Genomic DNA, 22,949 nt, shown 5'->3' with positions numbered 1-22,949 from the left:
CATCTCCGGTGACTTCTGTCGACTCTCGTCAGAAGTGGGAGGGGGCTGGAGCCTGCTGGCGGGCGGCGGGGTTGGTGCGGTGGTACAGCTCGTCGATGAGCGAGTTGGCGAGGCCGACGAGTTTCGCGATCTCCCGGTCGTCGCGGTCCACCCAGCGGCAGAGCGGCTCGTCGTCGACGGGGACGAAGTCCTTGTGCTCCTCCCACACCACGAGCGTCCGTTCGGCGCCGATCACGTACTGCTGCCACCAGACCTGCCGGAGGTAGTTGCGAGGGATCGAGCGCCAGGACTTCGTCGTGGTCTTGATCTCCGCGAGCACCACGGAGCCCTGCTCGGTGACGGCGATGCCATCGGGGGTCGCCAGGTGGCGATGTTCGACCTCGGCGCGGAACAGGGCCGAGGACGGGTTGATGCCGTGCGTTGCCGCCACCCAGCGTGCGATCTCGGGTTCGCGCGCTCGACCGTGATCGGTGAACGCGTTCCCCGAGAACCCCGTGCCGCCGAGTTTCGCGTCGGCGGCGCGCTGGATGGAGGCCGGCGTCGAGAGGGTCGCGACATCGGTGGCGGTGATCCCTCGCGAGCGGGCACGCAGCCACGAGATGCGGTCGCTGGAGTCGGCGACGATCCGGGACAGCAAGGCGGGGTTCACTCCTCCATTGTCCCGCACCCAGGCGAGTCCATCGGTATTGATCCGTCCCGGCAATTGACGGCGGACATACGACTTTTGTTTGACCACCGACAGAAGTCCGGCTAGCCTGGATTCCGCAGCAGCGGCTGCTTGACACCATCATCAGCGAGGAGCATCGTGTCGACTTCAGAACTTTCCGTCCAGCTCTACTCGGTTCGGGAGCCGCTGGCAGCGGACCGCGCCGCGGCCCTGCAGCGACTGACCGAGATCGGATTCCGCCAGGCCGAGCCCTTCGGTTTCGGCCCGGGCGTCAGCCTGCAGGACGTGCATGACGCAGGTCTCGCCACCCCGAGCGCCCACGCCAACTTCATCAAGGAGGGCACCGACGTGTCCGCCTACTTCGGCGCAGCGGCCGAGTCCGGCGTGCAGGTGCTCATCGACCCGGCCATCGCGGCCGAGCGGTGGGCGACCGCCGAGAGCGTCGCGGCGGTCGCCGACGACCTGAACGCGGCAGCAGCCGTCGCCGCCGGCCACGGCGTGCAGCTGGGCTACCACAACCACTGGTGGGAGCTCGAGGGCGACGTCGCAGGCACGAGCCCGCTCGAGCACCTCGCCTCGCTCACCGACCCGGCCGTCGTCTTCGAAGTCGACACCTACTGGGTCGAGGTCGGCGGACGACGTGCCGTCGACGTGCTCGCCACCCTCGGCGACCGCGTCCGCTTCATCCACGTCAAGGACGGGGACGCCTCTCGCGACACCCTGAAGCAGCTGCCGGCCGGCGCAGGCGTCGTCCCCGTGCTCGACATCATCGCGGCAGCACCGCAGGCGCTACGCGTCATCGAGTTCGACGCCTACGACGGCGACATCTTCGCGGGGCTCGAACAGAGCTTCGCGTACCTCACCACGAACGGAGTTCAGGCATGAGCAACACCACAGGTCCCATCGGCGTCGGCCTCATCGGCGCCGGAGTCATCAGCGACCAGTACCTCGGCAACATGGTCACCTTCCCCGACCTCGACGTCCGCTTCGTCGCGGACCTCGACCTCGACCGCGCGAAGGCGCAGGCTGAGAAGTACGGTGTCCCGGGCTCTGGAACCGTCGCCGAGCTGCTCGCCGACCCGACGATCGAGATCGTCGTGAACCTCACGATCCCCAAGGTCCACGTCGAGGTCGCGCTGCAGGTGCTCGCCGCCGGCAAGCACGTCTGGAGCGAGAAGCCCTTCGCCCTCGACCGTGAGAGCGGACAGGCCCTGCTCGATGCCGCGAACGCCGCGGGGCTCCGCGTCGCCACGGCTCCCGACACCTTCCTCGGCGCCGGCATCCAGTCCGCCCGCCGCCTCGTCGAGGCCGGTGGCATCGGCCAGCCGCTCACCGCGCTGACGCTCATGCAGAGCCCCGGCCCGGAGTCGTGGCACCCGAACCCCGACTTCCTGTTCCAGGAGGGCGCCGGCCCGCTGTTCGACATCGGACCGTACTACCTCACGGCCCTCGTCCAGCTGTTCGGGCCGGTCCGCAAGGTGACGGCGCTCAGCTCGAAGGCGTTCCCGACGCGCACGATCGGTTCCGGCCCGCGTGCCGGCGAATCGTTCGACGTGACCGTTCCCACGCACACGAGCGCGCTGCTGGAGTTCGAGAGCGGTCAGTCGGCCCAGGCCGTCTTCAGCTTCGACTCGAAGCTCGGCCGCACGCAGTTCGAGGTCGCGGGCTCCACCGGGACGCTCGTCGTCCCGGACCCCAACACCTTCGAGGGCGATCTGCTCGTCCACCGCGGCGGGGAGGCAGGCATCGAGACCATCCCGTCGACCGGCCCGACCGAGGGTCGTGGCACCGGTGTCGTCGAGCTCGCTCAGGCGATCCGCGCCGGTCGCCCCGAGCGGGCCTCGGGCGAACTGGCCTTCCATGTCCTCGACATCATGGTGTCGACCGCGGAGTCCGCCGCGGCCGGTGCACCGGTCGAGGTCCGGAGCACGGTCGAGCTCGCGCCTGCGCTGCCCGAGGGCTGGGACCCGAGCGACAAGACGTTCGGCGAATGACCGACGGCGCCCCTGGCGTCGCGGTCGTGGGCGGTGGCTTCATGGCCACCGTCCACAGCCGCGCGGCCCGAGCTGCCGGTGCACGGCTGCTCGGTGTCGTCGCGTCATCCCCTGAGCGCTCAGCCGCGGCTGCCGCAACGCTCGGCTTCGAGCGGGGCTACGACTCGTTCGACGAGCTCCTTGCGGACCCGGCGGTCGACGTCGTGCACGTGTGTACCCCGAACGCCCTCCACGCCGAGCAGGCCCTCGCGGTCATCGCCGCGGGCAAACACGTGATCTGCGAGAAGCCGCTCGCGACCGACGTCGACACCGCAGCCCGCCTCGTCGAGGCGGCGGAGGTCGCCGGGGTCACCGCAACGGTGCCGTTCGTCTACCGTTTCCACCCGCTCGTCCGGGAGGCACGCGCCCGCGTCGCCTCCGGCGAGCTGGGCGCGCTCCTGACCATCAGCGGTTCGTACCTCCAGGACTGGCTGCTGGCGCAGACCGACGACAACTGGCGCGTCGACTCCGCCGCAGGAGGGCGCTCGCGGGCCTTCGCCGACATCGGATCGCACCTCGTCGACCTCATCGAGTTCATCACCGGGACACGCATCACGGAGCTCAGCGGGGCGGTCCGCACCTTCTTCGCGGAGCGGGGGAACACCACCGCGATCACGACCGAGGATGCGGCAGCGGTCGTCATCCGCCTCGAGAGCGGTGCGATCGGCACCCTCCTCGTGTCGCAGGTCGCGCCAGGGCGGAAGAACCGTCTCCACATCGAGGTGGCGGGCACCGAGCTCAGCATCGGCTTCGACCAGGAGGCTCCCGAGACGCTGTGGCTCGGCAGGCGTTCGGGGACCCAGCTGCTCCCACGCGACGCCGACCAGTTGCACCCCGATGCAGCCCGGCTCTCCATCGTGCCGTCGGGGCACCCGATGGGGTACCAGGACGCCTTCAACGCGTTCGTGGCCGACAGTTACGCGGCGATGGCTGGTCAGTCGCCTGAGGGTCTGCCGGTCTTCGCCGACGGCCTCCGAGCGGCCCGGATCACCGAAGCGGTCCTCGACGCGGCGGCCGAGGGCGGCTGGGTCCGGATCGCGTCCCCCACCACAGAGAACAGGATCCCCGCATGACCGACCCGACCACGAGAACGTACGCCAGTCGCCTGCCCGTGACGTTGTTCACCGGTCAGTGGGCCGACCTCCCGTTCGAAGAGGTCGCACGCCTCGCCGCCTCCTGGGGCTACGACGGCCTCGAGATCGCTGCCTCGGGCGACCACCTGGACCTGAAGCGGGCCGACGAGGACGACGCGTACCTGCAGTCACGCCTCGACATCCTCGACCGACACGGTCTCGAGGTCTTCGCGATCTCGAACCACCTCACCGGCCAGGCCGTGTGCGACGACCCGATCGACTTCCGCCACCAGGCGATCGTGCGCGACTACACGTGGGGTGACGGAGACGCCGAGGGTGTGCGCCAGCGAGCCGCCGAGGACATGAAGCGGTCCGCCCGCGTCGCCCGCAAACTCGGCGTCGACACGGTGGTGGGCTTCACCGGCTCGAAGATCTGGCAGTACTCCGCGATGTTCCCGCCCGTGCCGGCGTCCGTGATCGACGCGGGCTACGAGGACTTCGCGAACCGCTGGAACCCGATCCTCGACGTGTTCGACGCAGAGGGCGTCCGATTCGCGCACGAGGTGCACCCGTCGGAGATCGCGTACGACTACTGGACGAGCGTGAAGACGCTCGAAGCCATCGACCGTCGTCCGGCGTTCGGTTTCAACTGGGACCCGTCGCACATGATGTGGCAGGGGGTCGACCCGATCGGGTTCATCGTCGACTTCGCCGATCGCATCTATCACGTGGACTGCAAGGACACACGGGTGCGTCCTGCGTCCGGTCGCTCCGGCATCGTCGGCTCGCACCTGCCGTGGGGCGACCCTCGTCGTGGGTGGGACTTCGTCTCCACCGGTCACGGCGACGTGCCCTGGGAGGACGCGTTCCGTGCGCTGTCGAGCATCGGCTACGCGGGACCCATCTCGATCGAGTGGGAGGACGCCGGCATGGACCGGCTGCACGGAGCCGAGGAGGCGGTCCGGTACATCCGCGACCTGCTCTGGAAGCTGCCAGAGCAGTCCTTCGACGCGGCCTTCAGCACGCAGTAGGGGGTGGGGCGTCTGCTCAGAGCGCCTTCGCGGCCGCGACGAGCACCTGGTTGAGCGTCGGCGCGCCCGTCGCCCGGAACACCTCGGTGCCGTCGTCGTTCGTGATGATGACCGTCGGGGTCGAGCGGACGCCGTCGGCTTCGGCCTCGTCCGCTCGGAAGGCGACGTCGCGCTCTTCGACCACCGCGCCGGCGACGAGGGCCGGTACCTCGGCGAGCACGGCTCGAGCCTGCATGCAGGGTGCGCAGAACGCGGAGGTGTACAGGGTGAGCTTCACACGGACCCCAACGCGCGCGGCCCGCTCGCCATTCCGTCCGTTCGGCCGTCTCAGGGTGAATGATCGCCCATTCGACGGTTTTCGGGGAGGGAATGCGGCAGGATGAGCGCATGAGAATCGCAGTGACGGGTGGCTCGGGCAAACTCGGACGAACGGTGGTCCGGCATCTGCGGGAGCACGGTCATCTGGTGGTCAACCTCGATCAGTCGGGGGAGCGTGGTCCGGGCTTCGTCCGGATCGACCTCCGCGACGCCGGGCAGGTGCTCGACGCCCTCACGGGGATCGACGAGCAGGCGCCGGACGGCTTCGACGCGGTCGTGCACCTCGGCGCGATCCCGGCGCCCGGACTCGCCCCCAACAGTGCGACCTTCCAGAACAACATCATCGGCACGTACAACGTGTTCAACGCTGCCATCAAGGCCGGCATCACGAACATCGTCACGGCGTCGAGCGAGACGGTCCTCGGACTGCCGTTCGACACCCCGCCGCCGTACATCCCGGTCGATGAGGACTACGCCGCGCGTCCCGAGTCCACGTACTCCCTGTCGAAGCACCTCGAGGAACAGCTCGCGATCGAGCTCACCCGCTGGCATCCGGGACTGAAGATCATCGCGCTGCGGTTCTCCAACGTCATGGACGAGGCCGACTACGAGGCGTTCCCCTCGTTCGACGCCGATGCGACGCTCCGCAAGTGGAACCTGTGGGGGTACATCGACGGCCGTGACGGCGCCGAGGCCGTGCGGCTCGCGCTCGAGCACCCGGCGACGGGCTTCGACCGCTTCATCATCGCCGCGGCCGACACCGTGATGTCCCGCGACAACACCGAGCTCGTGGCCGAGGTGTTCCCCGACGTCCCGGTGAACGGTGACATCGCCGGCAACGGAACGCTCCTGTCGATCGATCACGCGCGAACCGTCCTCGGCTTCGACCCGCAGCACTCCTGGCGCTGAGCCCGCTCGTCTCGACCCATCTCAGGAACGCTTCGGCGTGTCGCTGGAGCCGCTCCGGAATCCGCGGCGACACGCCGAGGTCGTCCTGAGTGAGGGAGGTGCGAGGGGCGGTCAGAGGCTTTCGTTGAGCTTGGCGAGCAGCTCGGCGAGACGACGCACCTCGTGCTCGTCCCAGGCGGCGAGCTGCTGGTAGAGCAGCGCTTGATCGCTGGCCCTCGTCGACTCCATGCGCCGGATGCCTTCGGGCGTCGCGATGACGAGACTGGCGCGTCCGTCCTCCGGGTCGGGGGTGCGCGCGAGCAGCCCGAGCCCTTCCAGTTGGTGGATGAGCCTCGAGACGGCGCTCTTGTCGGTCGCCAGCATCTCGGCCAGTGCGCCGGCGCGGATCGACCCGCTGCGGGTCACCATGCTGAGGAGCTTGTACCCGGCCGGTTGCAGCCCGGGGGAGATGCGTTCCGCGCGTTCGCGGATACCGTTCCGGATGCGGTTGATGAGGAGGCTGAACTGCTCCTCGACCGCGCCGATCGCGACGTCGTGCTCCGGGCGTTCCACGGCAGCGCCGTCCGCACCGAGAGACGTCTCGGTGCGGACGGCGGGCTGTGGTGCAGCTTCTGAGGACATCGTCTGCATTGTACGGCTGACTAGCGGCCGTGGCGGGGGAAGTGGGCCTCGGCGTCGGCGTCGAGCCTGACCTCGCCGTCCCGTCCGGTCTCACCGGCGGACTCGAGCCGCGGGTCGGCCTCCCCGCCGATCATGGCCTCGGCGACGTCGATGGCTCCGGTCGCGATGGAACGGGTCGGGGTCGAACCCGTCACGGTCGCGACGGCGCCGGTGGCTGCACCGACGAGAGCCGGTTCAGCGGCGGTCTGCTCGGCCATGCGCTCGACGGCGTTCTTCGAGCCGAGCTTCTTGTTCGGCAGGAAGACGACCGCGATGATCGTGAGGATGGCCAGCGGCGCGGCGACGAGGAAGATGTCGGCCACGGCGTCCCCGTAGACGGATTCGATGATCGTCCGCACGGATTCCGGCAGCGTGCTCACCTTCGGGATGGTGCCGCTCGACAGCTGCTCGGCGATCTTCGCTCCAGGCGCGCCGAGGGCCACGATCGCCGCCTGGAGGTCTGCCTGCCGGTCCGCCAGCATGTCGGCGACCTTCGTGGCGAGGACGGAACCCATGACGGAGACACCGATCGTGCCGCCGAGGCTGCGGAAGAAGGCCACGCCGGCACTCGCCGTGCCGAGCTGCTGCGGGAGGACGTCGTTCTGCACGACGAGCACCAGGTTCTGCATGACCATGCCGACGCCGGCGCCGAGGATGAACATGAACACCGAGACGAGCACGTAGTTCGTGTCGTAGTGGATGGTGCTCATGAGGAACAGCCCGGCGGTCAGGAGGATCGATCCGACGATGAGGTAGGGCTTCCAGTGGCCGAAGCGGGAGATGAACTGGCCGACGACGATGGAGGCGATCAGCAGACCGCCGATCATCGGCAGGGTGAGCAGGCCCGACTCGGTCGGCGTCGCGCCACGGGCGAGCTGCATGTACTGGCTGAGGAAGACCGAGGTGCCGAACATGGCCACACCGACGGAGATGCTCGCGATGACCGCGAGGGTGAACGTGCGGTTCTTGAAGAGCGTCATCGGGATGATGGGCTCCTTCACCTTCAGCTCGACGATGACGGCTGCGGCGAGCAGGAGGACGGACACGCCGACCATGACGAGCGTCGTGAAGCTGGCCCACTCGAACTGGCTCCCAGCCAGGGTGACCCAGATGAGCAGCAGGGAGACGCCACCGGCGATGAGGGCGGCGCCGAGGTAGTCGATCTTGACCTTGCCCACCGAGCGCTTCGGGAGGTGGAGCGTCTTCTGGAGCAGGAAGATCGCGATGATCGCGACGGGGACACCGACGAAGAAGTTCCAGCGCCAGCCGACGGAGTCGGTGAGGAGACCGCCGAAGAGCGGGCCACCGACGGTACCGACGGCCATGACGGCCCCGAACAGACCCATGTACCTGCCGCGCTCACGCGGGCTGATGATGTCGGCCATGATGATCTGGCTGAGCGCGGTGAGGCCGCCGGCGCCGAGACCCTGGACGACGCGGAACGCGATCAGCGTGCCGGTGTCCTGCGAGAACCCGGCGAGGGCGGAGCCCAGGACGAAGATCGCGAGGGACAGCTGGATGAGCAGCTTGCGGTTGAAGAGGTCGGCGAACTTGCCCCAGATGGGTGTGGAGACGGTGGTGGCGAGGAGTGTCGCCGTGACCACCCAGGTGAAGGCGGTCTGGTCGCCGTTCAGGTCGGAGATGATCCGGGGTAGCGAGGTGGAGACGACGGTACCGGCGAGGATCGACACGAACATGCCGAGGAGGAGGCCGGAGAGGGCCTCGAGCACCTGGCGGTGGGTCATGCCGTTGTCCGCGCGGGCGGGCGTGGCGGTGGGGGTGGTGGTTGACATGGGCTCCGCGATCGATGGTTGCGTTACATAGTTGATATGCGTCAACTATATGACAAGTAGTTGATTGGTGTCAACTAATCGAGCGGGCGCGGTATTCCCAACCGATGGCACCTCGACAGGCTCGGCGACCGGGCGCCGGTTCCTGCTTGGCCGGCCCCGGCCCCTGAGCCCGTCGACGGGTGCTCACCGGCCGTTCGTGACGTCCTTGAGCTTGCCGTTCTTGATGTGCAGGCGACGTTCGGCGCGTCGGGCGACGGCGGTGTCGTGGGTCACGATCACGACGGTGAGGCCGCGATCACGCCACAGGCCCTCGAGGAGATCCATGATCTCGTCGCGCGTCTCCTCGTCGAGGTTGCCGGTCGGTTCGTCGGCGAGGAGCACTTCCGGCTCCTTGACGAGTGCCCTGGCGATCGCGACGCGCTGCTGCTGGCCGCCCGAGAGTTCCGACGGCAGATGCGAACCGCGTTCCGCGAGCCCCACCGAGGCGAGCGCCGCGCGTGCCCGGGTCTGGCGCTCAGCCTGCGGAGTGCCGAGCGGGACGAGCGCCATCTCGACGTTCTCCTGCGCGGTCAGCGTCGGGATGAGGTTGAAGCCCTGGAAGACGAAGCCGATCTCCTTGGCGCGGATCTTGCCGAGCCGCGCCTCGCCGAGCTTCGACAGGTCGTCGGTGCCGAGGGAGATGCTGCCGCCGGTGGGCCGGTCGAGGGCTCCAAGCATCTGCAGCAGGGTCGACTTGCCGCCGCCCGTCGGCCCCTGGATGGCGACGAGTTGCCCGTCGGGGATGTCGAGGTCGACGCCGTCGAGGGCGTTGATCGTCCGCTTCGACTGGCGGTACTGCTTCGAGAGTCCGGTGATCGTGTACATGGGATGTCCTTCTGGATGGGATCGCGTGATGAGTGAGGGGGCCGTCGGGTGGCTGCAGGGGGAGTGCCGCCACCCGACGGGGTCTGCGGGCCCGGAATCGGGCTCTGGCTAGGCGACCGAGCGGAGCGCTTCGGCCGGACGCAGGCGGGAGGCGCGCCACCCGCCGATCGCACCGGCGAGGAGACCGCCGAGGATGGCGATGCCGACCGCGATCACGATGATCCAGACGGTGACGGGGGCCTGCAGCACGATGTCGGTCGTCGACGCGGCAGCCTGGGGTCCGCCGCCGAATCCGCCGGCCATGGCCGCGGCGCCGTCGGCGGCGCCCGATGCGGCGTCGGTCGAACCGCCACCGGGGCCCGCACCCTGGCCGCCGCCGAATCCGCCGCCGGCCGAGGTCGTCGACGCCGCGGCGCTGAGCGTCGGTGAGATCAGGTTGACCACGAGGATGCCGACGAGACCGACCGCGACACCCACCGCACCGCCGATCAGGGACTGCACGACGGACTCACCGGCCACTTGACCGACGATGCGCCTGTTGCTCCAGCCGATCGCCTTCAGGGTGCCGAACTCGCGGGTGCGGCGGGTGACGCCGGAGATCGTGAAGAGGATCGCGATGAGGAACGCCGCGGCCAGCACGATGAGCGACAGCCAGGTGCCGAGGTTCGACACGAGCGTGGACGCCGACGCGAGCGATCCGGAGACCGTGGACGCGAGGTCCTCCTGCGTGCTCACCGTCGCGTCGGGCAACGCGGTCTCGATGTCGGTCTGCACCTGGGCGATGTCGGTCGAGGAGGCAGCCTGGACGTACACGTTGCTGATCTGGCCGTCGAGTCCGGACAGCGTCTGGGCGACGTCGAGCGGGATGTAGACGTTGGACGCCGTCGTCGCATCGGCTCCGGAAGCGGCGACCGTGCCGACGATCGAGAACGTCGTGCCCGCGATGTCGATGGTGTCGCCCGTGGTGAGCCCGGCTTCGGTCGCGTACGACGCGTCGAGGACTGCGACGTCGGTTCCGGCGTCGTCTGCCGTCAGCGTGCGGCCGTCATCCAGGGTGACGGCGGAGAGCGGACCGACCGCGTCGCCGGCCGGGTCGAGACCGAGCACGGTGAACGAGTCGATTCCGAACGAGCTGCCACCGGCGCCGTCCGGACCGCCCTGCGGAGGGGTTCCGCCCGCAGCGGCTTCGCCACCCGTGCCGCCCGCAGCATCCCCTGAGCCCTGGTTCTGCGAGAAGTCGGGGAGTTCTCCCGTGAACGTCGTGTTCGACAGGGAGAGCGTCACCGCTGCAGCGGCGACGTTGTCGATCCCCGAGATGGTGTCGAGTGCGGTGGCGTCGAAGGTGGTCGTGCCGCGGCCCGCCGAGAGCGTCGCCTGGTTGACGGTCGTCGTCCCGTCGGTCGTCGTCCCGTCGCCGGATCCGAACGCGAAGTTCTGACCCGGTCCGCCCTCACCGTCGGTCGGCGCCGCAGCGGCCTCGCTCACGGTGATGTCGGTGCCGACGCCGTACACGGATTCGAGCACCGAGGCCTGAGCGCTCTTCACCCCGGCGGCGACGGAGTTGACGATGATGACCAGGGCGATGGCGAGGGCCATGCCGATGGCGATGATGACGGTCTGCTTGCGGCGACCGACGAGTTCTCTCCGGAGATAGGTTCCGAACATGTCTGTGTTCCTTCTGCTTCCTGCGTCTGTGCCCTGCGTGCGGATCCGCACCATGCGGGCGACCCGCACGGCGCGGGTGGCACGAGGCGACGGTAAGGAGTGTCGCTATGGCCGAGCCTCGGCGTTTCTATGAATCGCCCCAGCGACCCTGGCGTTCCGGAAAGCCTCAGGGCTCGCCGAGTTCGCTCATAGACAGCTCATAGGCATGAGGCGAATACTGATGCCGTGAACATCCAGAGCCAGGCGCCCGGCGCCGCACGAAGTGCCCTCAAGCGGGCGGACGGTAGCCCCGTGCGCGTCCTCGTCGTCGACGACGAGGCGACGCTCACCGACCTCCTGCAGATGGCTCTGCGCTACGAGGGCTGGGAGATCCGGACGGCCGCCGACGGTCGCGAGGCGCTCACCGTCGCCCGTGACTTCCGGCCCGACGCGATCGTCCTCGACATCATGTTGCCCGACCTCGACGGCATCCAGGTCCTCGGCCGCCTCCGGACCTCGGGCAGCGACGTCCCCGTGCTCTTCCTCACCGCCAAGGACTCGCTCGACGACCGCATCGCCGGTCTCACCGCCGGCGGCGACGACTACGTCACGAAGCCGTTCAGCCTCGAGGAGGTCGTCGCACGCCTCCGCGGCCTGATCCGCCGTTCCACGCTCCTCGCCGCCGACGAATCGGGTCCCGACATCGTCGTCGGAGACCTGGTGCTCAACGAGGACAGCCATGAGGTCTCGCGCGCCGGGGAGATGATCGAGCTCACCGCGACCGAATTCGAACTGCTGCGCTTCCTCATGCGCAACCCGCGGCGGGTCCTCAGCAAGGCACAGATCCTCGACCGGGTGTGGAGTTACGACTTCGGTGGGCGTGCGAGCGTCGTGGAGATCTACATCTCCTATCTGCGGAAGAAGATCGACGCCGGACGCGAGCCCATGATCCACACGGTGCGGGGCGCCGGCTACATGCTGAAGATCCCGACGGTGGGTCCGTGAGCACCAACACCCCCGCTCCACGATCCGGTGGCACCGCAGCCACAGCGTCCCGGCCCTCACGCGCGCCCTGGACACTGCGCAGGCGCCTCATGGTCGTCGTCGTCGGTCTCCTCGCGCTCGGCAGCCTCATCGTGGGTTTCGCGAGCGCGCTCAGCGTCGGCGGACTCCTCACCGAGGGCGTCGACCGGCAGCTGACGAAGGCCGCGGAGCGCGCGGTGGACTACGGCCCCGGGTCACAGCCCCTGCCCTCGCCCGGCACGTTCCCCGACGGCTACGACGACGACGGCTCGGGCCGCACGCCGCCGTCGTTCATCGGACTGCCCGGTCTCGGCCCGGGCTCGCTCGGCGCGATCATCGTCGGCAACACCGTCGTGCACGCTGGCTACCTCGATCCCGACGGAGGGACGGTGCCGTGCACCGCCAGTCAGGACGCGATCATCCTGACGGTCGCAGCCGACACGGATCCCACGACCGTCGACCTCGGCGAGGGACTCGGCGAGTACCGCGTCGTCGCGGTCACCGACGGGAGCGGGGCGACCCGCGTCGTCGGGCTTCCCCTGGACGAGGTGACGGCGACGGTCACCCAGCTCGTCACGCTCATCGCGATCATCAGCGTCGTCGTGCTCCTCCTCGCCGGGCTCGCCGCCTTCGCCATCGTGCGGTACTCGTTGCGTCCGCTCGACCGCGTCGTCGCCACCGCGTCCGTCGTGGCGGAGCTGCCGCTCGACCGCGGTGAGGTCGCGCTCGCCGTCCGCGTGCCGGAGTCCGACACCGACCCGCGCACCGAAGTCGGGCGGGTCGGTTCCGCCATCAACCGCATGCTCGGCCACGTGTCGTCGGCGCTCAACGCTCGCCAGGCGAGCGAGAACAAGGTGCGGCGCTTCGTCTCCGATGCGAGCCACGAACTGCGCACCCCGCTCGCCTCGATCGCCGGCTACTCCGAGCTCGCAGCACGCAACCCCGACGGCCTGCCCGACGACGTCACGCACTCGCTCGGCCGGATCCGCTCCGAGGCCGGACGCATGACGACGATCGTGGAGGACCTCCTGCTGCTCGCACGCCTCGACGAGGGACGCGAGCTCGCGAAACGGCCCGTCGACCTCACCGAGCTCGTCATCCACACGGTCGGCGACGCGCACGTCGCCGGACCCGACCACGTCTTCGAACTCGACTTCCCCGACGAACCGGTCGAAGTGACCGGGGACGGGTCCCGCCTCCAGCAGGTGATGGTGAACCTCCTCGCGAACGCCCGGACGCACACACCCGCCGGGACGACGGTGCGCACGGGGCTCGCCGTCGAGAGCCGCCCTGGTGGCGAGGTCGCCGTGTTGACTGTCGTCGACGACGGCCCCGGCATCGACCGGTCGTTGCAGCCCAACCTCTTCGAACGCTTCGTCCGCGGCGACGACTCGCGTTCGAGGGCGACCGGCAGCACCGGACTCGGTCTCGCGATCGTGCACGCCGTGGTGACCGCGCATCACGGCACCGTGAGCGTCGACAGCGCGCCGGGACGCACCGAGTTCCGCGTCGAGCTCCCGGCGATGACCGGCGGAGGCCCCACCTCGTCCACCACCGAACCGACCGTGGCGGAGGAGTCGCCAGCTGAGGAGCCCCTGACGACGGAGCCGTGACACCACCCGGCCGGGTAGCGTGGAGGCCATGTGGGTGAAGGTGTGCGGACTGTCCGAATCGACGAGCGTCGCTGCGGCGGTGGAGGCCGGCGTCGACGCCGTCGGCTTCGTGTTCGCTCCGGGATCGCCGCGGACCGTGGAGCCGGCGCTCGCCGCTTCGCTGATCGGCGACGTGCCCGAGTCCGTCCTCACCGTCGGTGTCTTCCGTCGCCAGTCGGTGGAGGAGGTGTCCCGCCTCGCCGGCGAGGCAGGCGTGCAGGCGGTGCAGCTGCACGGTGACGAGCCCGCCGACGTGTTCCACGAACTCCAGGCGATGGGTTGGAGGACGCTGCGGGCGACCTCTGCAGTGCACTACGCGTCGGAGAACGCCGCCCAACGCGCCGCGTTCGCGGAGGAGTTCCTGCTGCTCGACGCCCCCGACCCCGGCGCGGGCAAGACCTTCGACACGATCGCGCTCGTCGCGAACCCGCCCACCCGCGAGTGGATTCTCGCCGGTGGACTCACGCCGGACAACGTGCAGGGGCTCGTCGCCGAACTCTCGCCATGGGGAGTCGACGTCTCGAGCGGTGTCGAGTCCTCCCGTGGTGTGAAGTCGCCCGATCTGATCCGCGCGTTCGTCGCGGCGGCCCGGAGTGCACCGGTGGCCTGACCCGCCCCAGCGCTCGGGCACGGCGCATACACGGACGATATGCGCCGCTCCCTATGATGTGGGGCATGCGTGTGCTGATCGTCGAGGACGAACTCTTCCTCGCCGAGGCGATTCGGGACGGCCTGCGGCTGGAAGCGATCGCGGCCGACGTCGTCGGAGACGGCGCGGCCGCGCTCGAGCGCCTGTCGGTGAACGAGTACGACGTCGTGGTCCTCGACCGCGACCTTCCGGGGATCCACGGCGACGAGGTCGCGAGGCGGATCGTCGCCGATGAGCTGCCGACCCGGATCCTCATGCTCACGGCCGCCGATGAGCTCGACGACAAAGTGGAGGGCTTCGAAGCGGGAGCGGACGACTACCTGACGAAACCGTTCGCGCTCCGCGAGCTCGTGCTGCGCCTGCGGGCGCTCGGTCGTCGGCCGGCGGAGGGTGCCCCGCCCGTCGTGGAGTTCGCCGGGCTCCGACTCGACCCGTTCCGTCGTGAGGTGTTCCGAGGTGGGCGGTATGTCGCGCTCACGCGCAAACAGTTCGCCGTGCTCGAGGTGCTGCTCGCGGCGCGCGGAGGAGTGGTGAGTGCGGAGACGCTGCTCGAACGCGCCTGGGACGAGAACGCCGATCCGTTCACGAACGCCGTCCGCATCACGATCTCCTCGCTGCGGAAACGGCTCGGGCACCCTTGGATCATCCACACCGTGGCGGGCGTCGGCTACCGCGTCGACGAACCCGACGGAGCAGGGACCACGGGCGCATGAGCGCGCGACTCCGGCTGACGCTCAGCTATGCGGGTTTCCTCGTGGTGGCGGGGGTCGCCCTCATCGCGCTGCTCTTCTACATCATCCGGTTCGTGCCGGACGGCGACCTGTCGGGTGGGGGCCCCTTCGTCCCCAACCGTGGAGACCTGCTCGATGCGCTCTGGCCGAGGGTCTGGCAGGTGCTCGCGGTCCTCGCAGCGATCGGTGTGATCGGCGGCTGGTTCCTCGCCGGCCGGATGCTGCGACCGCTCGCGCGCATCAACGCGGTGGCGAACAGCATCGCCGCCGGCTCGCTCGACGAGCGCGTCCGCCTGGACGGTCCGATGGACGAGTTCCGGTCGCTTGCGGACACCGTCGACTCGATGCTCGATCGGCTGCAACGGTCGATCGAGGAGCAGCGACGGTTCGCCGCCAACGCCTCGCATGAACTGCGGACGCCCTATGCCATCGAACGCTCACTCCTCGACCTCGCGATCGCCGATCCCGGCGGGGTGGACGCCGGGCAGCTCATCGCCCGACTCGATGCCACGAACCGTCGGGGGATCGAGGTGGTCGAAGCGCTCCTGGCGCTCGCCTCCCTCGACGCCGGCCGGGCCATCCGTCGGCGCCCCGTCGACCTCGTGGAGCTGGTCGACGACTGCCTCGGGGAAGTGCGCGTACTGGCTGAGGAAGCGGGGGTGACCCTGATCCCGGCGCTCGAGGAGGGAGACCTCGACGGTGACGACCGATTGCTCCGTCAGCTCGTCTCGAACCTCGTCCTGAACGGCATCCGCCACAACCGGGACGTGGCGGGCACCGTGGGGGTGCGAACGCGCACCCTGCGCGACGGCGGCGTCGAACTCACCGTCACCAACACCGGCCCTGTCGTGCCGTCTGAACTGGTCACGAGACTGACCGAGCCGTTCTTCCGCGTCGCCGGGCGCGTCTCGGCCACCGGTGCGCGTCCGGGATCGGAGGGCAGCGGTCTCGGCCTCGCCCTGGCGGCGCGGATCGTCGACGTGCACGGTGCCCGGCTGCACATCGAGGCTCCTCCGAGCGGAGGGCTCGCGGTGCGCGTCCGGTTCGCAGCGCCGAGTACGGCGGTGGAGGCCACACGGCGCACCGGGTGATCGTGCGTCAGCCGGGCCCGAGCGCTGCGGACCCGACCGCATGGGGATATCGTCCCTGTCTCGAAAAACGGCGACGCCCGGGCAACGGGCCGCGCGGTGGACTGGACGGGTCGCGAACGGTTCGTGACGGCGATCCGGTGCCCGCGTGGTGCGGTCGGATCGCGATCCTCGAAAGGTCCCCCATGCCCACCTCGACCGCTCATGCCACTCCGGCCGTCCGCGCCCGGACGACTCCGCCACCGTCCCGCCGAGACCGAGGGCGAGCACGTCTGGTCGGCGTCCTGGCGATCGTCTGCATCCTCCTCGCCGGGGCGTTTGCGGCGGTGCTCCTGGCTCTCGACACGACGCGTGGACTCGGCGCCGCGTCGGGAGCCGGGTCGTCGATCCTCCCGCCGGCATCGGTGGGGCACGGACCGTTCGGCGTCGAGGACGGGTACATCGAGGAGGGGGACGGGGTGTCACCCTTCGCGGACGAGCTGCCGGCGCTCGCGAACCTCGACCCGGACCTGCGCGCCGCCATGCAGGCGGCGGCTGATGCTGCGACCGCGGACGGCGTGGAGTTCATCGTCACCAACGGTTGGCGGAGTGCCGACTATCAGCGTGCGCTGTTCGACGCCGCCGTCACCGAGTACGGCAGCACGGAGGCGGCCAGCGCGTATGTGGCGTCGCCTGAGCGGTCCAAGCACGTCACGGGCGAAGCTGTCGACATCGGACGGACCGATGCGAACAGCTGGTTGAGTCAGCATGGCAGCGACTACGGCCTGTGCCAGACGTATGCGAACGAGATGTGGCACTTCGAACTGTCGACGACGCCAGGGGGCGAGTGCCCGGCGATGCTCCGCGATGCGAGCGAGGGATGACGACGGGACGACCGGGTGGTTCGTCCGGTGATCCCACGGGAATGCCCCATTTCGCGCTACATTCGTCGGATAAAGCGGTCGATCGACCGCGATCACGACAAGGAGCGCCATCACCGTGTTCGAAACCATCCTCCTCGCGGCGAACGACAACCAGGGCTCGGGCATCGAGTTCATGAACGCGCCGAGCAACGTCTTCGGTGGCCTCATCGGCTACGCGCTGTTCGTCGCCTCGGTCTGGGGCATGTTCGTCAAGTCGGGGCGGTCCGGCTGGACCGCGATCATCCCGATCTACAACTGGTACGTCATCGTCAAGATCGCGGGCTTCCACGGGGCTGCGACGATCCTCTACTTCATCCCGATCGTGAACATCATCTTCGGCTGGTTCGTCGGCTGGAACATCGGCAAGCAGTACGACAAGAGCACGGTGTTCCGGATCTTCGGCCTCATCCTGTTCCAGCTCATCGGGTTCTTCATCCTGAGCTACGGCTCGGACCGCTACCGCGGTCAGCAGCTCGCGCGAGGATAGTCGCCGACTCGACTCCACCCCTGAGTCGCCCGGATGTGCGCGTTCTCTGCGGAGATCGGCGCGTATTCGGGCGACTCGTGGGCTTAACGCGAGGGCCAGGCCCAGGGCGGCGTCGAGAGGAGTCCCTGGCCGACGAGGGTGGTCTGGCCGAGCTCTTTGACGAGCTCGTGCTCGTGGGCCTCTCCATGATCGTGCAGGGCGTCGATCAGTCCGCGCGCATGCGAGACCACGAGGATCTGCGTGTCCTCCTTCGCGGCGAGGATCAGTCGTGCAAGGCGGGGCAGCAGATCGGTGTGGAGACTCGTCTCCGGTTCGTTCAGGATCATGAGCTCGGGCGGACGAGGAGTCAGGAGCGCTGCGATGAGCAGCAGGTAGCGCAGGGTGCCGTCGGAGAGTTCTCCGGCACCGAGTGGCCGGAGCATGCCGGGCTGGCGGAGCTCGATGCGGAAGACGCCGTCGTCCTCCCGCACCCGCAGCTCGCTGCCGGGGAAGGCGTCGTCGATCGCCGTGTCCAAGCGATCCCGGCCGCCGGACTCGATGATGGTTTCGAGGGCCGCGGCGAGGTCGGTACCCGTGTGGCCGAGGACAGGGGTGCGGGTGCCGACCTGCGGGGAGCGCACCGGCGCTGTCGGATCCGTCCGGAAGTGGTCGTAGAACCGCCAACCGCGCACCTGGCCGCGCACGCGCAGCACCTCGGGTGTCGCGTCGGCGTCGGAGAACTCCGTCAGGATGCTCTCGTGCTCGGCGAGTGCCCGCCCGATGCTGCGCCAGTCGCCGTCTCGTACCCGCACGCCCGGCCCACTGCGGTCGACGAGGAGCGTGCTCGGCTTCGCGAGGGCTCCCGCGAAGATCTGTTCCCGCTTGATGGCCGGATCGTTGCCGAACAGGGTGCCGCCCTCGAGCGAACGGCCGAGGTCGAGGAGGTAGCCGAGCGAGTCGGTCGCGAAGCCGAGCTGCAGGCTGATCGGCGCGCTGCGGACAGTGCCCTGGACCGGCACGGATCCGTCGCGCATCGCCCTGCTGATCGTCTCCGGTCCGGCCCAGAGCGTCGAGGCGAGTCCGCCGTCGCGGGCGAGCGAGCCGACCACGTTGCCGTCGCCGGCACTCGCGAGCAGACGCAGCGCGCGGTAGAGATTCGACTTTCCGCTGCCGTTCGCGCCGGTCACGACATCGAGCCCGTGGAGCGGCACCACGAGGTCGCGGATGGATCGGAACCCGGAGATGGCGAGCGTCTGGAGCATGGGTCCCATCGTGCCTGGTGCCGCGGACATCGAGACAGGGTTCTTCGTCGATCCGGTTGAGAAACAAGGTAAGGCTAACCTAATGTATGAGGTATGCACGATCGTTCGACGCACCTCCACTGGCACGGCCAGGACGGCCCTCGACTCATCGCGGGTGATGCCGGCGACCTCCCCGCCATCCGCGGTCTCCTCGCGAGTCTTCCGTGCGACGCCTACGGACAGGTCTTCGTCGAGGTCTTCGGCCCGATCCAGGTCGAACGCCTCGATGCGCCTGGTGGGATGAACATCACCTGGCTGTGCCGCGACACCCGGCGCAGTGAGGAGCGCATCGGCGCCGGTGCCGCGAAGGGCGAGTCGCTCGTCAGGGCGATCGAGGCGTGGCTCGACGAGTGGGTGCGGGTAGATCCCGACGGTCGTTCCGACGCCATGCTCTGGATCGGCTGCCACGCGAACCCGAGGGTCAACCGCCTCTGCCAATCAATCGCCATCCCCTGACCCCCCAGCCCGCGAGGGGTCCCAAATGGTCAGTGCGCGCACACCCGCACTGGCCATTTGGGACCCCTCGCGGGTTGTGTTATCGTTGGGGAAACCAAAGACCGCCGGTTACTGGTGTGCGTGCAAGCGTCGCCAGTCGAAGGTTCTCATGAACGAGACGTCCTGCGCAGGTGTATGAAGATCTGATCGAGGCTCGCCTCTCCCCAGCTCCGTGCGCTTGCGCCGGAGCTTTTTTCATGTGCTGAACACTTCACTCCGGTGGTCGGTGCATGTGGCTTCCGCCGCGTGCATTCAAGATTCGAAAAGGAGTGGCCATGGCGAACAAGGAAGCCTCGGTTGCCGAACTCACGGAGAAGTTCCAGAGCTCGACTGCCGTTCTGCTGACCGAGTACCGCGGCCTCACTGTTGCTCAGCTCAAGACCCTGCGCAAGAGCATCAGTGCGGACGCAACCTACGCCGTGGTGAAGAACACGCTGACCAAGATTGCGGCGAACAACGCCGGCATCACGTCGTTCGACGACGAGCTCGCCGGTCCGTCCGCCATCGCATTCGTGCACGGTGACCCTGTCGCCGTTGCGAAGAGTCTCCGCGACTTCGCCAAGGCAAACCCTCTCCTCGTGGTCAAGGGCGGTTACTTCGACGGTAACCCGCTGACCGCTGATGAGGTTCGGAAGCTCGCCGACCTCGAGTCCCGTGAAGTGCTGCTGGCGAAGCTCGCCGGCGCCGTCAAGGCCTCGCTGTTCGGAGCTGCCTACCTCTTCAACGCACCGCTCTCGAAGGCCGTTCGCACGGTCGAGGCGCTGCGCGAGAAGCAGGAGTCCGCGGCCGAGTAATTCGGTTCCGCGAACAATCAACCCCGTACCTGTGCGCCGCGTAGTCGGGCACAGGGCATGAAACAAGGAGAACAATCATGGCAAAGCTGTCAAACGAAGAACTGATCAACGCGTTCAAGGAGCTCACGCTCATCGAGCTCAGCGAGTTCGTCAAGCTGTTCGAGGAGACCTTCGAGGTCACCGCTGCTGCTCCCGTCGCCGTTGCCGGCCCGGCTGCTGCCGGTGGCGCTGCTGCTGAAGAGGTTGAGGAGAAGTCCGACTTCGACGTCATCCTCGAGGCTGCTGGCGACAAGAAGATCCAGGTCATCAAGACGGTCCGCGAGCTCACCTCGCTCGGCCTCGGCGAGGCCAAGGCTCTCGTCGACGGCGCTCCGGCTGCCGTCCTCGAAGGCGCCAACAAGGAAGCCGCTGACAAGGCGAAGGAAGCCCTCGAGGCTGCCGGCGCCACCGTCACGCTCAAGTAGTCGGTCCCCTGCGGGGGACAACCACTGAGCCGATGCCCGACTCCGGTCGGACATCGCTGACGATCGCGGATTTCCTGAAGACGAGTGCTCCACGCACTCGGCAGAGACATCCGTGATCGGAGGGCATCGCCCCCGATTCGTTCGGGGGCGATGCCCTCCGTCCGTTTACCGCCAGCTGTTCCGTCAGCTCGCGATGCCCGGACCGAGAGTCCACTCCGCGGATGCTCTGCACCCCGTCGACGACGTTCGTCGACGGTTCACGCAGGCATCCGCATCGTCGACCGCGCACATCGTGCGCCTTCGTCGTGTGGTGCCCGAATCGGGAGAACCCACCACCATGAACACCACTGCACGATGGCGTGCCATCGCGGCCTGGATTCGAGCCGAGCTCGCGTCCGCCCTCACCGAACCGGAGCGGGCGACCGACGCCCACCCGCCGGATATCCGGTACAGCCAGTCATTCACCACTTGGATGCGCTGACCCGTCCGATCCATCCCCTCCGGTCTCCCCAACTCAGGAACGTCCCGGTGTGTCGCCCCGCGGCCCCGCTCGCTCACGGCGACACGCCGCAGGCTTCCTGAGTTGGGGAACAGGATGGGGGCGGGTGGATATGCATAGCTGGGCTATGTATACTGGTTGCATCATGACCGAGAACACCACGCACTCACCCCTGCACACGATCCTCGGCGACCTCATCACGGCGTCGCACCGCCTCACGCGCCTTGCCGCCCAGGCCACCGGATCCTCCGAATCCCCAGCCGTCTGGCGCACGCTCTCCGTGCTCACGACCCTCGGCCCGGTCCGCGTCGGCGAACTCGCCCGACAGAGCCGGGTCTCACAGCCGACGATGACGAAACTCGTCCAGAACCTCGACGAACGCGACTGGATCAAGCGCATCGCCGACGTCGACGACCACCGTGCCTGGCTCATCGCCATCGCCCCGAAGGGCACCGCGGCGCTCCTCGGCTGGCGCGACGAACTGACCGACGCCCTCGAACCGGCCTTCACCGACCTCGACGACGACGACCTCGCGGCCATCGCGCGCACCGTCGAGATCATCCAGGCCCGCGTCGCCGTCGAGACGGCCTCGGAGCTGTCGGCATGAGCGCCGACACCAGATCGCAGTCCGCCGCCCCGTCGACCGCTGCTGCGCACGGCCACGGCCACGGTGGGGGCTTCGGGAGCATCCTGCACCAGCCGAAGGCCGTCTGGGCCGTCGCCTTCGCGAGCGTCATCGCCTTCATGGGCATCGGCCTCGTCGACCCGATCCTCCCCGCCATCGCGGAGGACCTCCAGGCCACGCCCACGCAGGCGGAGATGCTCTTCACCAGCTATCTGCTCGTCACCGGTGTCGCCATGCTGTTCACGAGCTGGCTGTCGAGTCGCATCGGCGCCAAGCGCACGCTCCTCATCGGTCTCGCCCTCGTCGTCGTCTTCGCGCTGCTCGCCGGTCTGTCCGACTCGGTCGGCGCCGTCATCGGCTTCCGTGCCGGTTGGGGCCTCGGGAACGCGCTCTTCATCTCGACGGCGCTCGCGACCATCGTCGGTGCTGCCGCCGGTGGGCGGGCGAACGCGATCATCCTCTACGAGGCCGCGCTCGGGCTCGGCATCGCGATCGGGCCGCTGCTCGGCGGACTCCTCGGCGGCATCGGCTGGAAGTGGCCGTTCTTCGGGACCGCGACGCTCATGGCCGTCGGGTTCATCGCGATCGTCACGCTGCTGAAGACGGAGGGCCCCAAGCCCGCGCCGCTCAAGCTGTCGGCACCGTTCAAGGCGTTGACGATCCCGGCCCTCGGCATCCTCGCGGCCGCCGCGCTGTTCTACAACATCGGCTTCTTCACGCTGCTGGCCTACTCGCCATTCCCGCTCGGACTCGACGCCATGGGCCTCGGCTTCACCTTCTTCGGCTGGGGTGTCGCGCTCGCGATCACGAGCGTGTTCGTCGCTCCGCTGCTCACCGCTCGCATGCGACGCACCTCGGTGATCAAGCTCGTGCTGCCCCTGCTCGCGCTCGACCTCATCGCTGGCGGGCTGCTCGTCGCATCGACCGTCGGTCTGATCGTCTGCATCGTCGTCGGTGGTCTGCTCCTCGGTGTGATGAACACCGTGCTCACGGAGGCCGTCATGGAGGCGACCGACCTGCCGAGCAACGTCGCGTCGTCGGCGTACTCGTCGGTCCGGTTCCTCGGTGGTGCCATCGCGCCGCCGGCCGCTGCGGAGATCGCGAAGCTCATCTCGCCGGCGGCTCCGTACTACGTCGCCGCGGGGTCGCTCCTGATCGCGCTCCTCATCGTCGTGATCGGCCGGAAGCACCTCGCGCGGGTCGACGGCCCGGTCGAGAGCGAGCTCGACGAGGCCATCGCGCTGACGGCAGCCGACGCGTCGTAGGGT

Annotated in this window: 24 protein-coding genes; 17 read left to right on the top strand and 7 right to left on the bottom strand. The window is 68.8% G+C overall.

Annotated features, from left to right (window positions below):
* Positions 1–28: 28 nt before the first annotated feature.
* A complete protein-coding gene (locus tag KXS11_RS07865; protein WP_437385009.1) occupies positions 29–649 on the bottom strand; it encodes a YqaJ viral recombinase family protein in 621 nt (206 codons plus the stop codon).
* Positions 650–805: 156 nt separating this feature from the next.
* Between KXS11_RS07865 and KXS11_RS07860 the strand changes: the two genes are divergently transcribed.
* Genes KXS11_RS07860 through KXS11_RS07845 form a run of 4 tightly spaced genes read left to right on the top strand, consistent with a single transcriptional unit; the run spans position 806 to position 4,804 of the window.
* On the top strand, positions 806–1,552 hold the full coding sequence (locus tag KXS11_RS07860; protein WP_437385008.1) for a sugar phosphate isomerase/epimerase family protein: 747 nt from the start codon (positions 806–808) through the stop codon (positions 1,550–1,552).
* A complete protein-coding gene (locus KXS11_RS07855) occupies positions 1,549–2,661 on the top strand; it encodes a Gfo/Idh/MocA family protein (protein ID WP_437385007.1) in 1,113 nt (370 codons plus the stop codon). The genes KXS11_RS07860 and KXS11_RS07855 overlap by 4 nt, the downstream gene beginning before the upstream one ends.
* Complete coding sequence (locus KXS11_RS07850) at positions 2,658–3,773, top strand: Gfo/Idh/MocA family protein (RefSeq protein WP_437385006.1); 1,116 nt, start codon at positions 2,658–2,660, stop codon at positions 3,771–3,773. The genes KXS11_RS07855 and KXS11_RS07850 overlap by 4 nt, the downstream gene beginning before the upstream one ends.
* Positions 3,770–4,804 carry a sugar phosphate isomerase/epimerase family protein gene (locus KXS11_RS07845; RefSeq protein ID WP_437385005.1) on the top strand — a complete coding sequence of 345 codons (1,035 nt, stop codon included), beginning with the start codon at positions 3,770–3,772 and terminating at the stop codon, positions 4,802–4,804. The genes KXS11_RS07850 and KXS11_RS07845 overlap by 4 nt, the downstream gene beginning before the upstream one ends.
* 16 nt (positions 4,805–4,820) lie before the next feature.
* Here KXS11_RS07845 and KXS11_RS07840 read toward each other — a convergent pair whose 3' ends face one another.
* Positions 4,821–5,081, bottom strand: a complete 261-nt coding sequence (locus KXS11_RS07840) for a thioredoxin family protein (RefSeq protein WP_437385004.1) — start codon at positions 5,079–5,081, stop codon at positions 4,821–4,823.
* 110 nt (positions 5,082–5,191) lie between these two features.
* Here KXS11_RS07840 and KXS11_RS07835 point away from each other — a divergent pair, with 110 nt between their 5' ends.
* On the top strand, positions 5,192–6,031 hold the full coding sequence (locus KXS11_RS07835) for an NAD-dependent epimerase/dehydratase family protein (protein ID WP_437385003.1): 840 nt from the start codon (positions 5,192–5,194) through the stop codon (positions 6,029–6,031).
* A 111-nt stretch (positions 6,032–6,142) separates the two neighbouring features.
* On the opposite strand, the gene KXS11_RS07830 is transcribed toward KXS11_RS07835, so the two are convergent.
* From KXS11_RS07830 to KXS11_RS07815, 4 genes are all read right to left on the bottom strand, one after another.
* Positions 6,143–6,652, bottom strand: a complete 510-nt coding sequence (locus tag KXS11_RS07830) for a MarR family winged helix-turn-helix transcriptional regulator (RefSeq protein WP_437385002.1) — start codon at positions 6,650–6,652, stop codon at positions 6,143–6,145.
* Positions 6,653–6,672: 20 nt separating this feature from the next.
* Positions 6,673–8,484, bottom strand: coding sequence for an MDR family MFS transporter (locus tag KXS11_RS07825; protein ID WP_437385001.1), 1,812 nt, complete (start codon positions 8,482–8,484; stop codon positions 6,673–6,675).
* A gap of 183 nt (positions 8,485–8,667) precedes the next feature.
* Positions 8,668–9,348: an ABC transporter ATP-binding protein gene (locus KXS11_RS07820; RefSeq protein WP_437385000.1), complete on the bottom strand. Its 681-nt coding sequence runs from the start codon at positions 9,346–9,348 to the stop codon at positions 8,668–8,670.
* 108 nt (positions 9,349–9,456) lie between these two features.
* Positions 9,457–11,013 (bottom strand): ABC transporter permease, encoded by a 1,557-nt coding sequence (locus tag KXS11_RS07815; protein WP_437384999.1) that lies wholly within the window; start codon positions 11,011–11,013, stop codon positions 9,457–9,459.
* A gap of 225 nt (positions 11,014–11,238) precedes the next feature.
* Between KXS11_RS07815 and KXS11_RS07810 the strand changes: the two genes are divergently transcribed.
* The 7 genes from KXS11_RS07810 (at position 11,239) to KXS11_RS07780 (ending at position 17,524) form a co-directional block, all read left to right on the top strand.
* Positions 11,239–11,997: a response regulator transcription factor gene (locus KXS11_RS07810; RefSeq protein ID WP_437384998.1), complete on the top strand. Its 759-nt coding sequence runs from the start codon at positions 11,239–11,241 to the stop codon at positions 11,995–11,997.
* Positions 11,994–13,628: a sensor histidine kinase gene (locus KXS11_RS07805; protein WP_437384997.1), complete on the top strand. Its 1,635-nt coding sequence runs from the start codon at positions 11,994–11,996 to the stop codon at positions 13,626–13,628. The genes KXS11_RS07810 and KXS11_RS07805 overlap by 4 nt, the downstream gene beginning before the upstream one ends.
* 28 nt (positions 13,629–13,656) lie before the next feature.
* Entirely contained in the window at positions 13,657–14,277 is a 621-nt protein-coding gene (locus KXS11_RS07800) for a phosphoribosylanthranilate isomerase (protein WP_437384996.1), read from the top strand.
* Positions 14,278–14,342: 65 nt separating this feature from the next.
* The gene (locus KXS11_RS07795; RefSeq protein ID WP_437384995.1) at positions 14,343–15,029 is read left to right on the top strand and encodes a response regulator transcription factor; all 687 of its coding nucleotides are present in this window, start codon (positions 14,343–14,345) and stop codon (positions 15,027–15,029) included.
* Positions 15,026–16,138, top strand: a complete 1,113-nt coding sequence (locus tag KXS11_RS07790) for a sensor histidine kinase (protein ID WP_437384994.1) — start codon at positions 15,026–15,028, stop codon at positions 16,136–16,138. The genes KXS11_RS07795 and KXS11_RS07790 overlap by 4 nt, the downstream gene beginning before the upstream one ends.
* 182 nt (positions 16,139–16,320) lie before the next feature.
* Entirely contained in the window at positions 16,321–16,998 is a 678-nt protein-coding gene (locus KXS11_RS07785) for a M15 family metallopeptidase (RefSeq protein ID WP_437384993.1), read from the top strand.
* A gap of 115 nt (positions 16,999–17,113) precedes the next feature.
* A complete protein-coding gene (locus tag KXS11_RS07780) occupies positions 17,114–17,524 on the top strand; it encodes a DUF5684 domain-containing protein (protein ID WP_437384992.1) in 411 nt (136 codons plus the stop codon).
* An 83-nt stretch (positions 17,525–17,607) separates the two neighbouring features.
* Here the strand turns inward: KXS11_RS07780 and KXS11_RS07775 are convergent, their stop codons facing one another.
* The gene (locus tag KXS11_RS07775) at positions 17,608–18,765 is read right to left on the bottom strand and encodes an AAA family ATPase (protein WP_437385489.1); all 1,158 of its coding nucleotides are present in this window, start codon (positions 18,763–18,765) and stop codon (positions 17,608–17,610) included.
* Positions 18,766–18,858: 93 nt separating this feature from the next.
* Between KXS11_RS07775 and KXS11_RS07770 the strand changes: the two genes are divergently transcribed.
* The 5 genes from KXS11_RS07770 (at position 18,859) to KXS11_RS07750 (ending at position 22,946) form a co-directional block, all read left to right on the top strand.
* Positions 18,859–19,260, top strand: coding sequence for an SIP domain-containing protein (locus tag KXS11_RS07770; RefSeq protein WP_437384990.1), 402 nt, complete (start codon positions 18,859–18,861; stop codon positions 19,258–19,260).
* Between the two features lie 314 nt (positions 19,261–19,574).
* Positions 19,575–20,093 (top strand): 50S ribosomal protein L10, encoded by a 519-nt coding sequence (gene rplJ / locus KXS11_RS07765; protein WP_437384989.1) that lies wholly within the window; start codon positions 19,575–19,577, stop codon positions 20,091–20,093.
* Between the two features lie 77 nt (positions 20,094–20,170).
* On the top strand, positions 20,171–20,557 hold the full coding sequence (gene rplL, locus KXS11_RS07760) for a 50S ribosomal protein L7/L12 (RefSeq protein ID WP_064294533.1): 387 nt from the start codon (positions 20,171–20,173) through the stop codon (positions 20,555–20,557).
* A gap of 644 nt (positions 20,558–21,201) precedes the next feature.
* A complete protein-coding gene (locus KXS11_RS07755; protein ID WP_437384988.1) occupies positions 21,202–21,663 on the top strand; it encodes a MarR family winged helix-turn-helix transcriptional regulator in 462 nt (153 codons plus the stop codon).
* Positions 21,660–22,946, top strand: a complete 1,287-nt coding sequence (locus tag KXS11_RS07750; RefSeq protein WP_437384987.1) for an MFS transporter — start codon at positions 21,660–21,662, stop codon at positions 22,944–22,946. Before KXS11_RS07755 ends, KXS11_RS07750 begins: the two co-directional genes overlap by 4 nt.
* The last annotated feature ends 3 nt before the right edge of the window (positions 22,947–22,949 follow it).

Source organism: Plantibacter flavus, assembly GCF_051487245.1.
GTDB classification, from domain to species: Bacteria; Actinomycetota; Actinomycetes; order Actinomycetales; family Microbacteriaceae; genus Plantibacter; species Plantibacter flavus_B.
This window is presented reverse-complemented; position numbering and strand designations above follow the sequence as displayed.

Bases quoted from the DNA above. Each gene is read 5' to 3' on its own strand.
- KXS11_RS07830 (WP_437385002.1), bottom strand. From the start codon at position 6,652: ATGTCCTCAGAAGCTGCACCACAGCCCGCCGTCCGCACCGAGACGTCT.
- KXS11_RS07820 (WP_437385000.1), bottom strand. From the start codon at position 9,348: ATGTACACGATCACCGGACTCTCGAAGCAGTACCGCCAGTCGAAGCGG.
- KXS11_RS07815 (WP_437384999.1), bottom strand. From the start codon at position 11,013: ATGTTCGGAACCTATCTCCGGAGAGAACTCGTCGGTCGCCGCAAGCAG.
- KXS11_RS07825 (WP_437385001.1), bottom strand. From the start codon at position 8,484: ATGTCAACCACCACCCCCACCGCCACGCCCGCCCGCGCGGACAACGGC.
- KXS11_RS07800 (WP_437384996.1), top strand. From the start codon at position 13,657: ATGTGGGTGAAGGTGTGCGGACTGTCCGAATCGACGAGCGTCGCTGCG.
- KXS11_RS07785 (WP_437384993.1), top strand. From the start codon at position 16,321: ATGCCCACCTCGACCGCTCATGCCACTCCGGCCGTCCGCGCCCGGACG.
- rplL (WP_064294533.1), top strand. From the start codon at position 20,171: ATGGCAAAGCTGTCAAACGAAGAACTGATCAACGCGTTCAAGGAGCTC.
- KXS11_RS07845 (WP_437385005.1), top strand. From the start codon at position 3,770: ATGACCGACCCGACCACGAGAACGTACGCCAGTCGCCTGCCCGTGACG.
- KXS11_RS07790 (WP_437384994.1), top strand. From the start codon at position 15,026: ATGAGCGCGCGACTCCGGCTGACGCTCAGCTATGCGGGTTTCCTCGTG.
- KXS11_RS07835 (WP_437385003.1), top strand. From the start codon at position 5,192: ATGAGAATCGCAGTGACGGGTGGCTCGGGCAAACTCGGACGAACGGTG.
- KXS11_RS07855 (WP_437385007.1), top strand. From the start codon at position 1,549: ATGAGCAACACCACAGGTCCCATCGGCGTCGGCCTCATCGGCGCCGGA.
- KXS11_RS07750 (WP_437384987.1), top strand. From the start codon at position 21,660: ATGAGCGCCGACACCAGATCGCAGTCCGCCGCCCCGTCGACCGCTGCT.
- KXS11_RS07795 (WP_437384995.1), top strand. From the start codon at position 14,343: ATGCGTGTGCTGATCGTCGAGGACGAACTCTTCCTCGCCGAGGCGATT.
- KXS11_RS07850 (WP_437385006.1), top strand. From the start codon at position 2,658: ATGACCGACGGCGCCCCTGGCGTCGCGGTCGTGGGCGGTGGCTTCATG.
- KXS11_RS07755 (WP_437384988.1), top strand. From the start codon at position 21,202: ATGACCGAGAACACCACGCACTCACCCCTGCACACGATCCTCGGCGAC.
- rplJ (WP_437384989.1), top strand. From the start codon at position 19,575: ATGGCGAACAAGGAAGCCTCGGTTGCCGAACTCACGGAGAAGTTCCAG.
- KXS11_RS07770 (WP_437384990.1), top strand. From the start codon at position 18,859: ATGCACGATCGTTCGACGCACCTCCACTGGCACGGCCAGGACGGCCCT.
- KXS11_RS07775 (WP_437385489.1), bottom strand. From the start codon at position 18,765: ATGCTCCAGACGCTCGCCATCTCCGGGTTCCGATCCATCCGCGACCTC.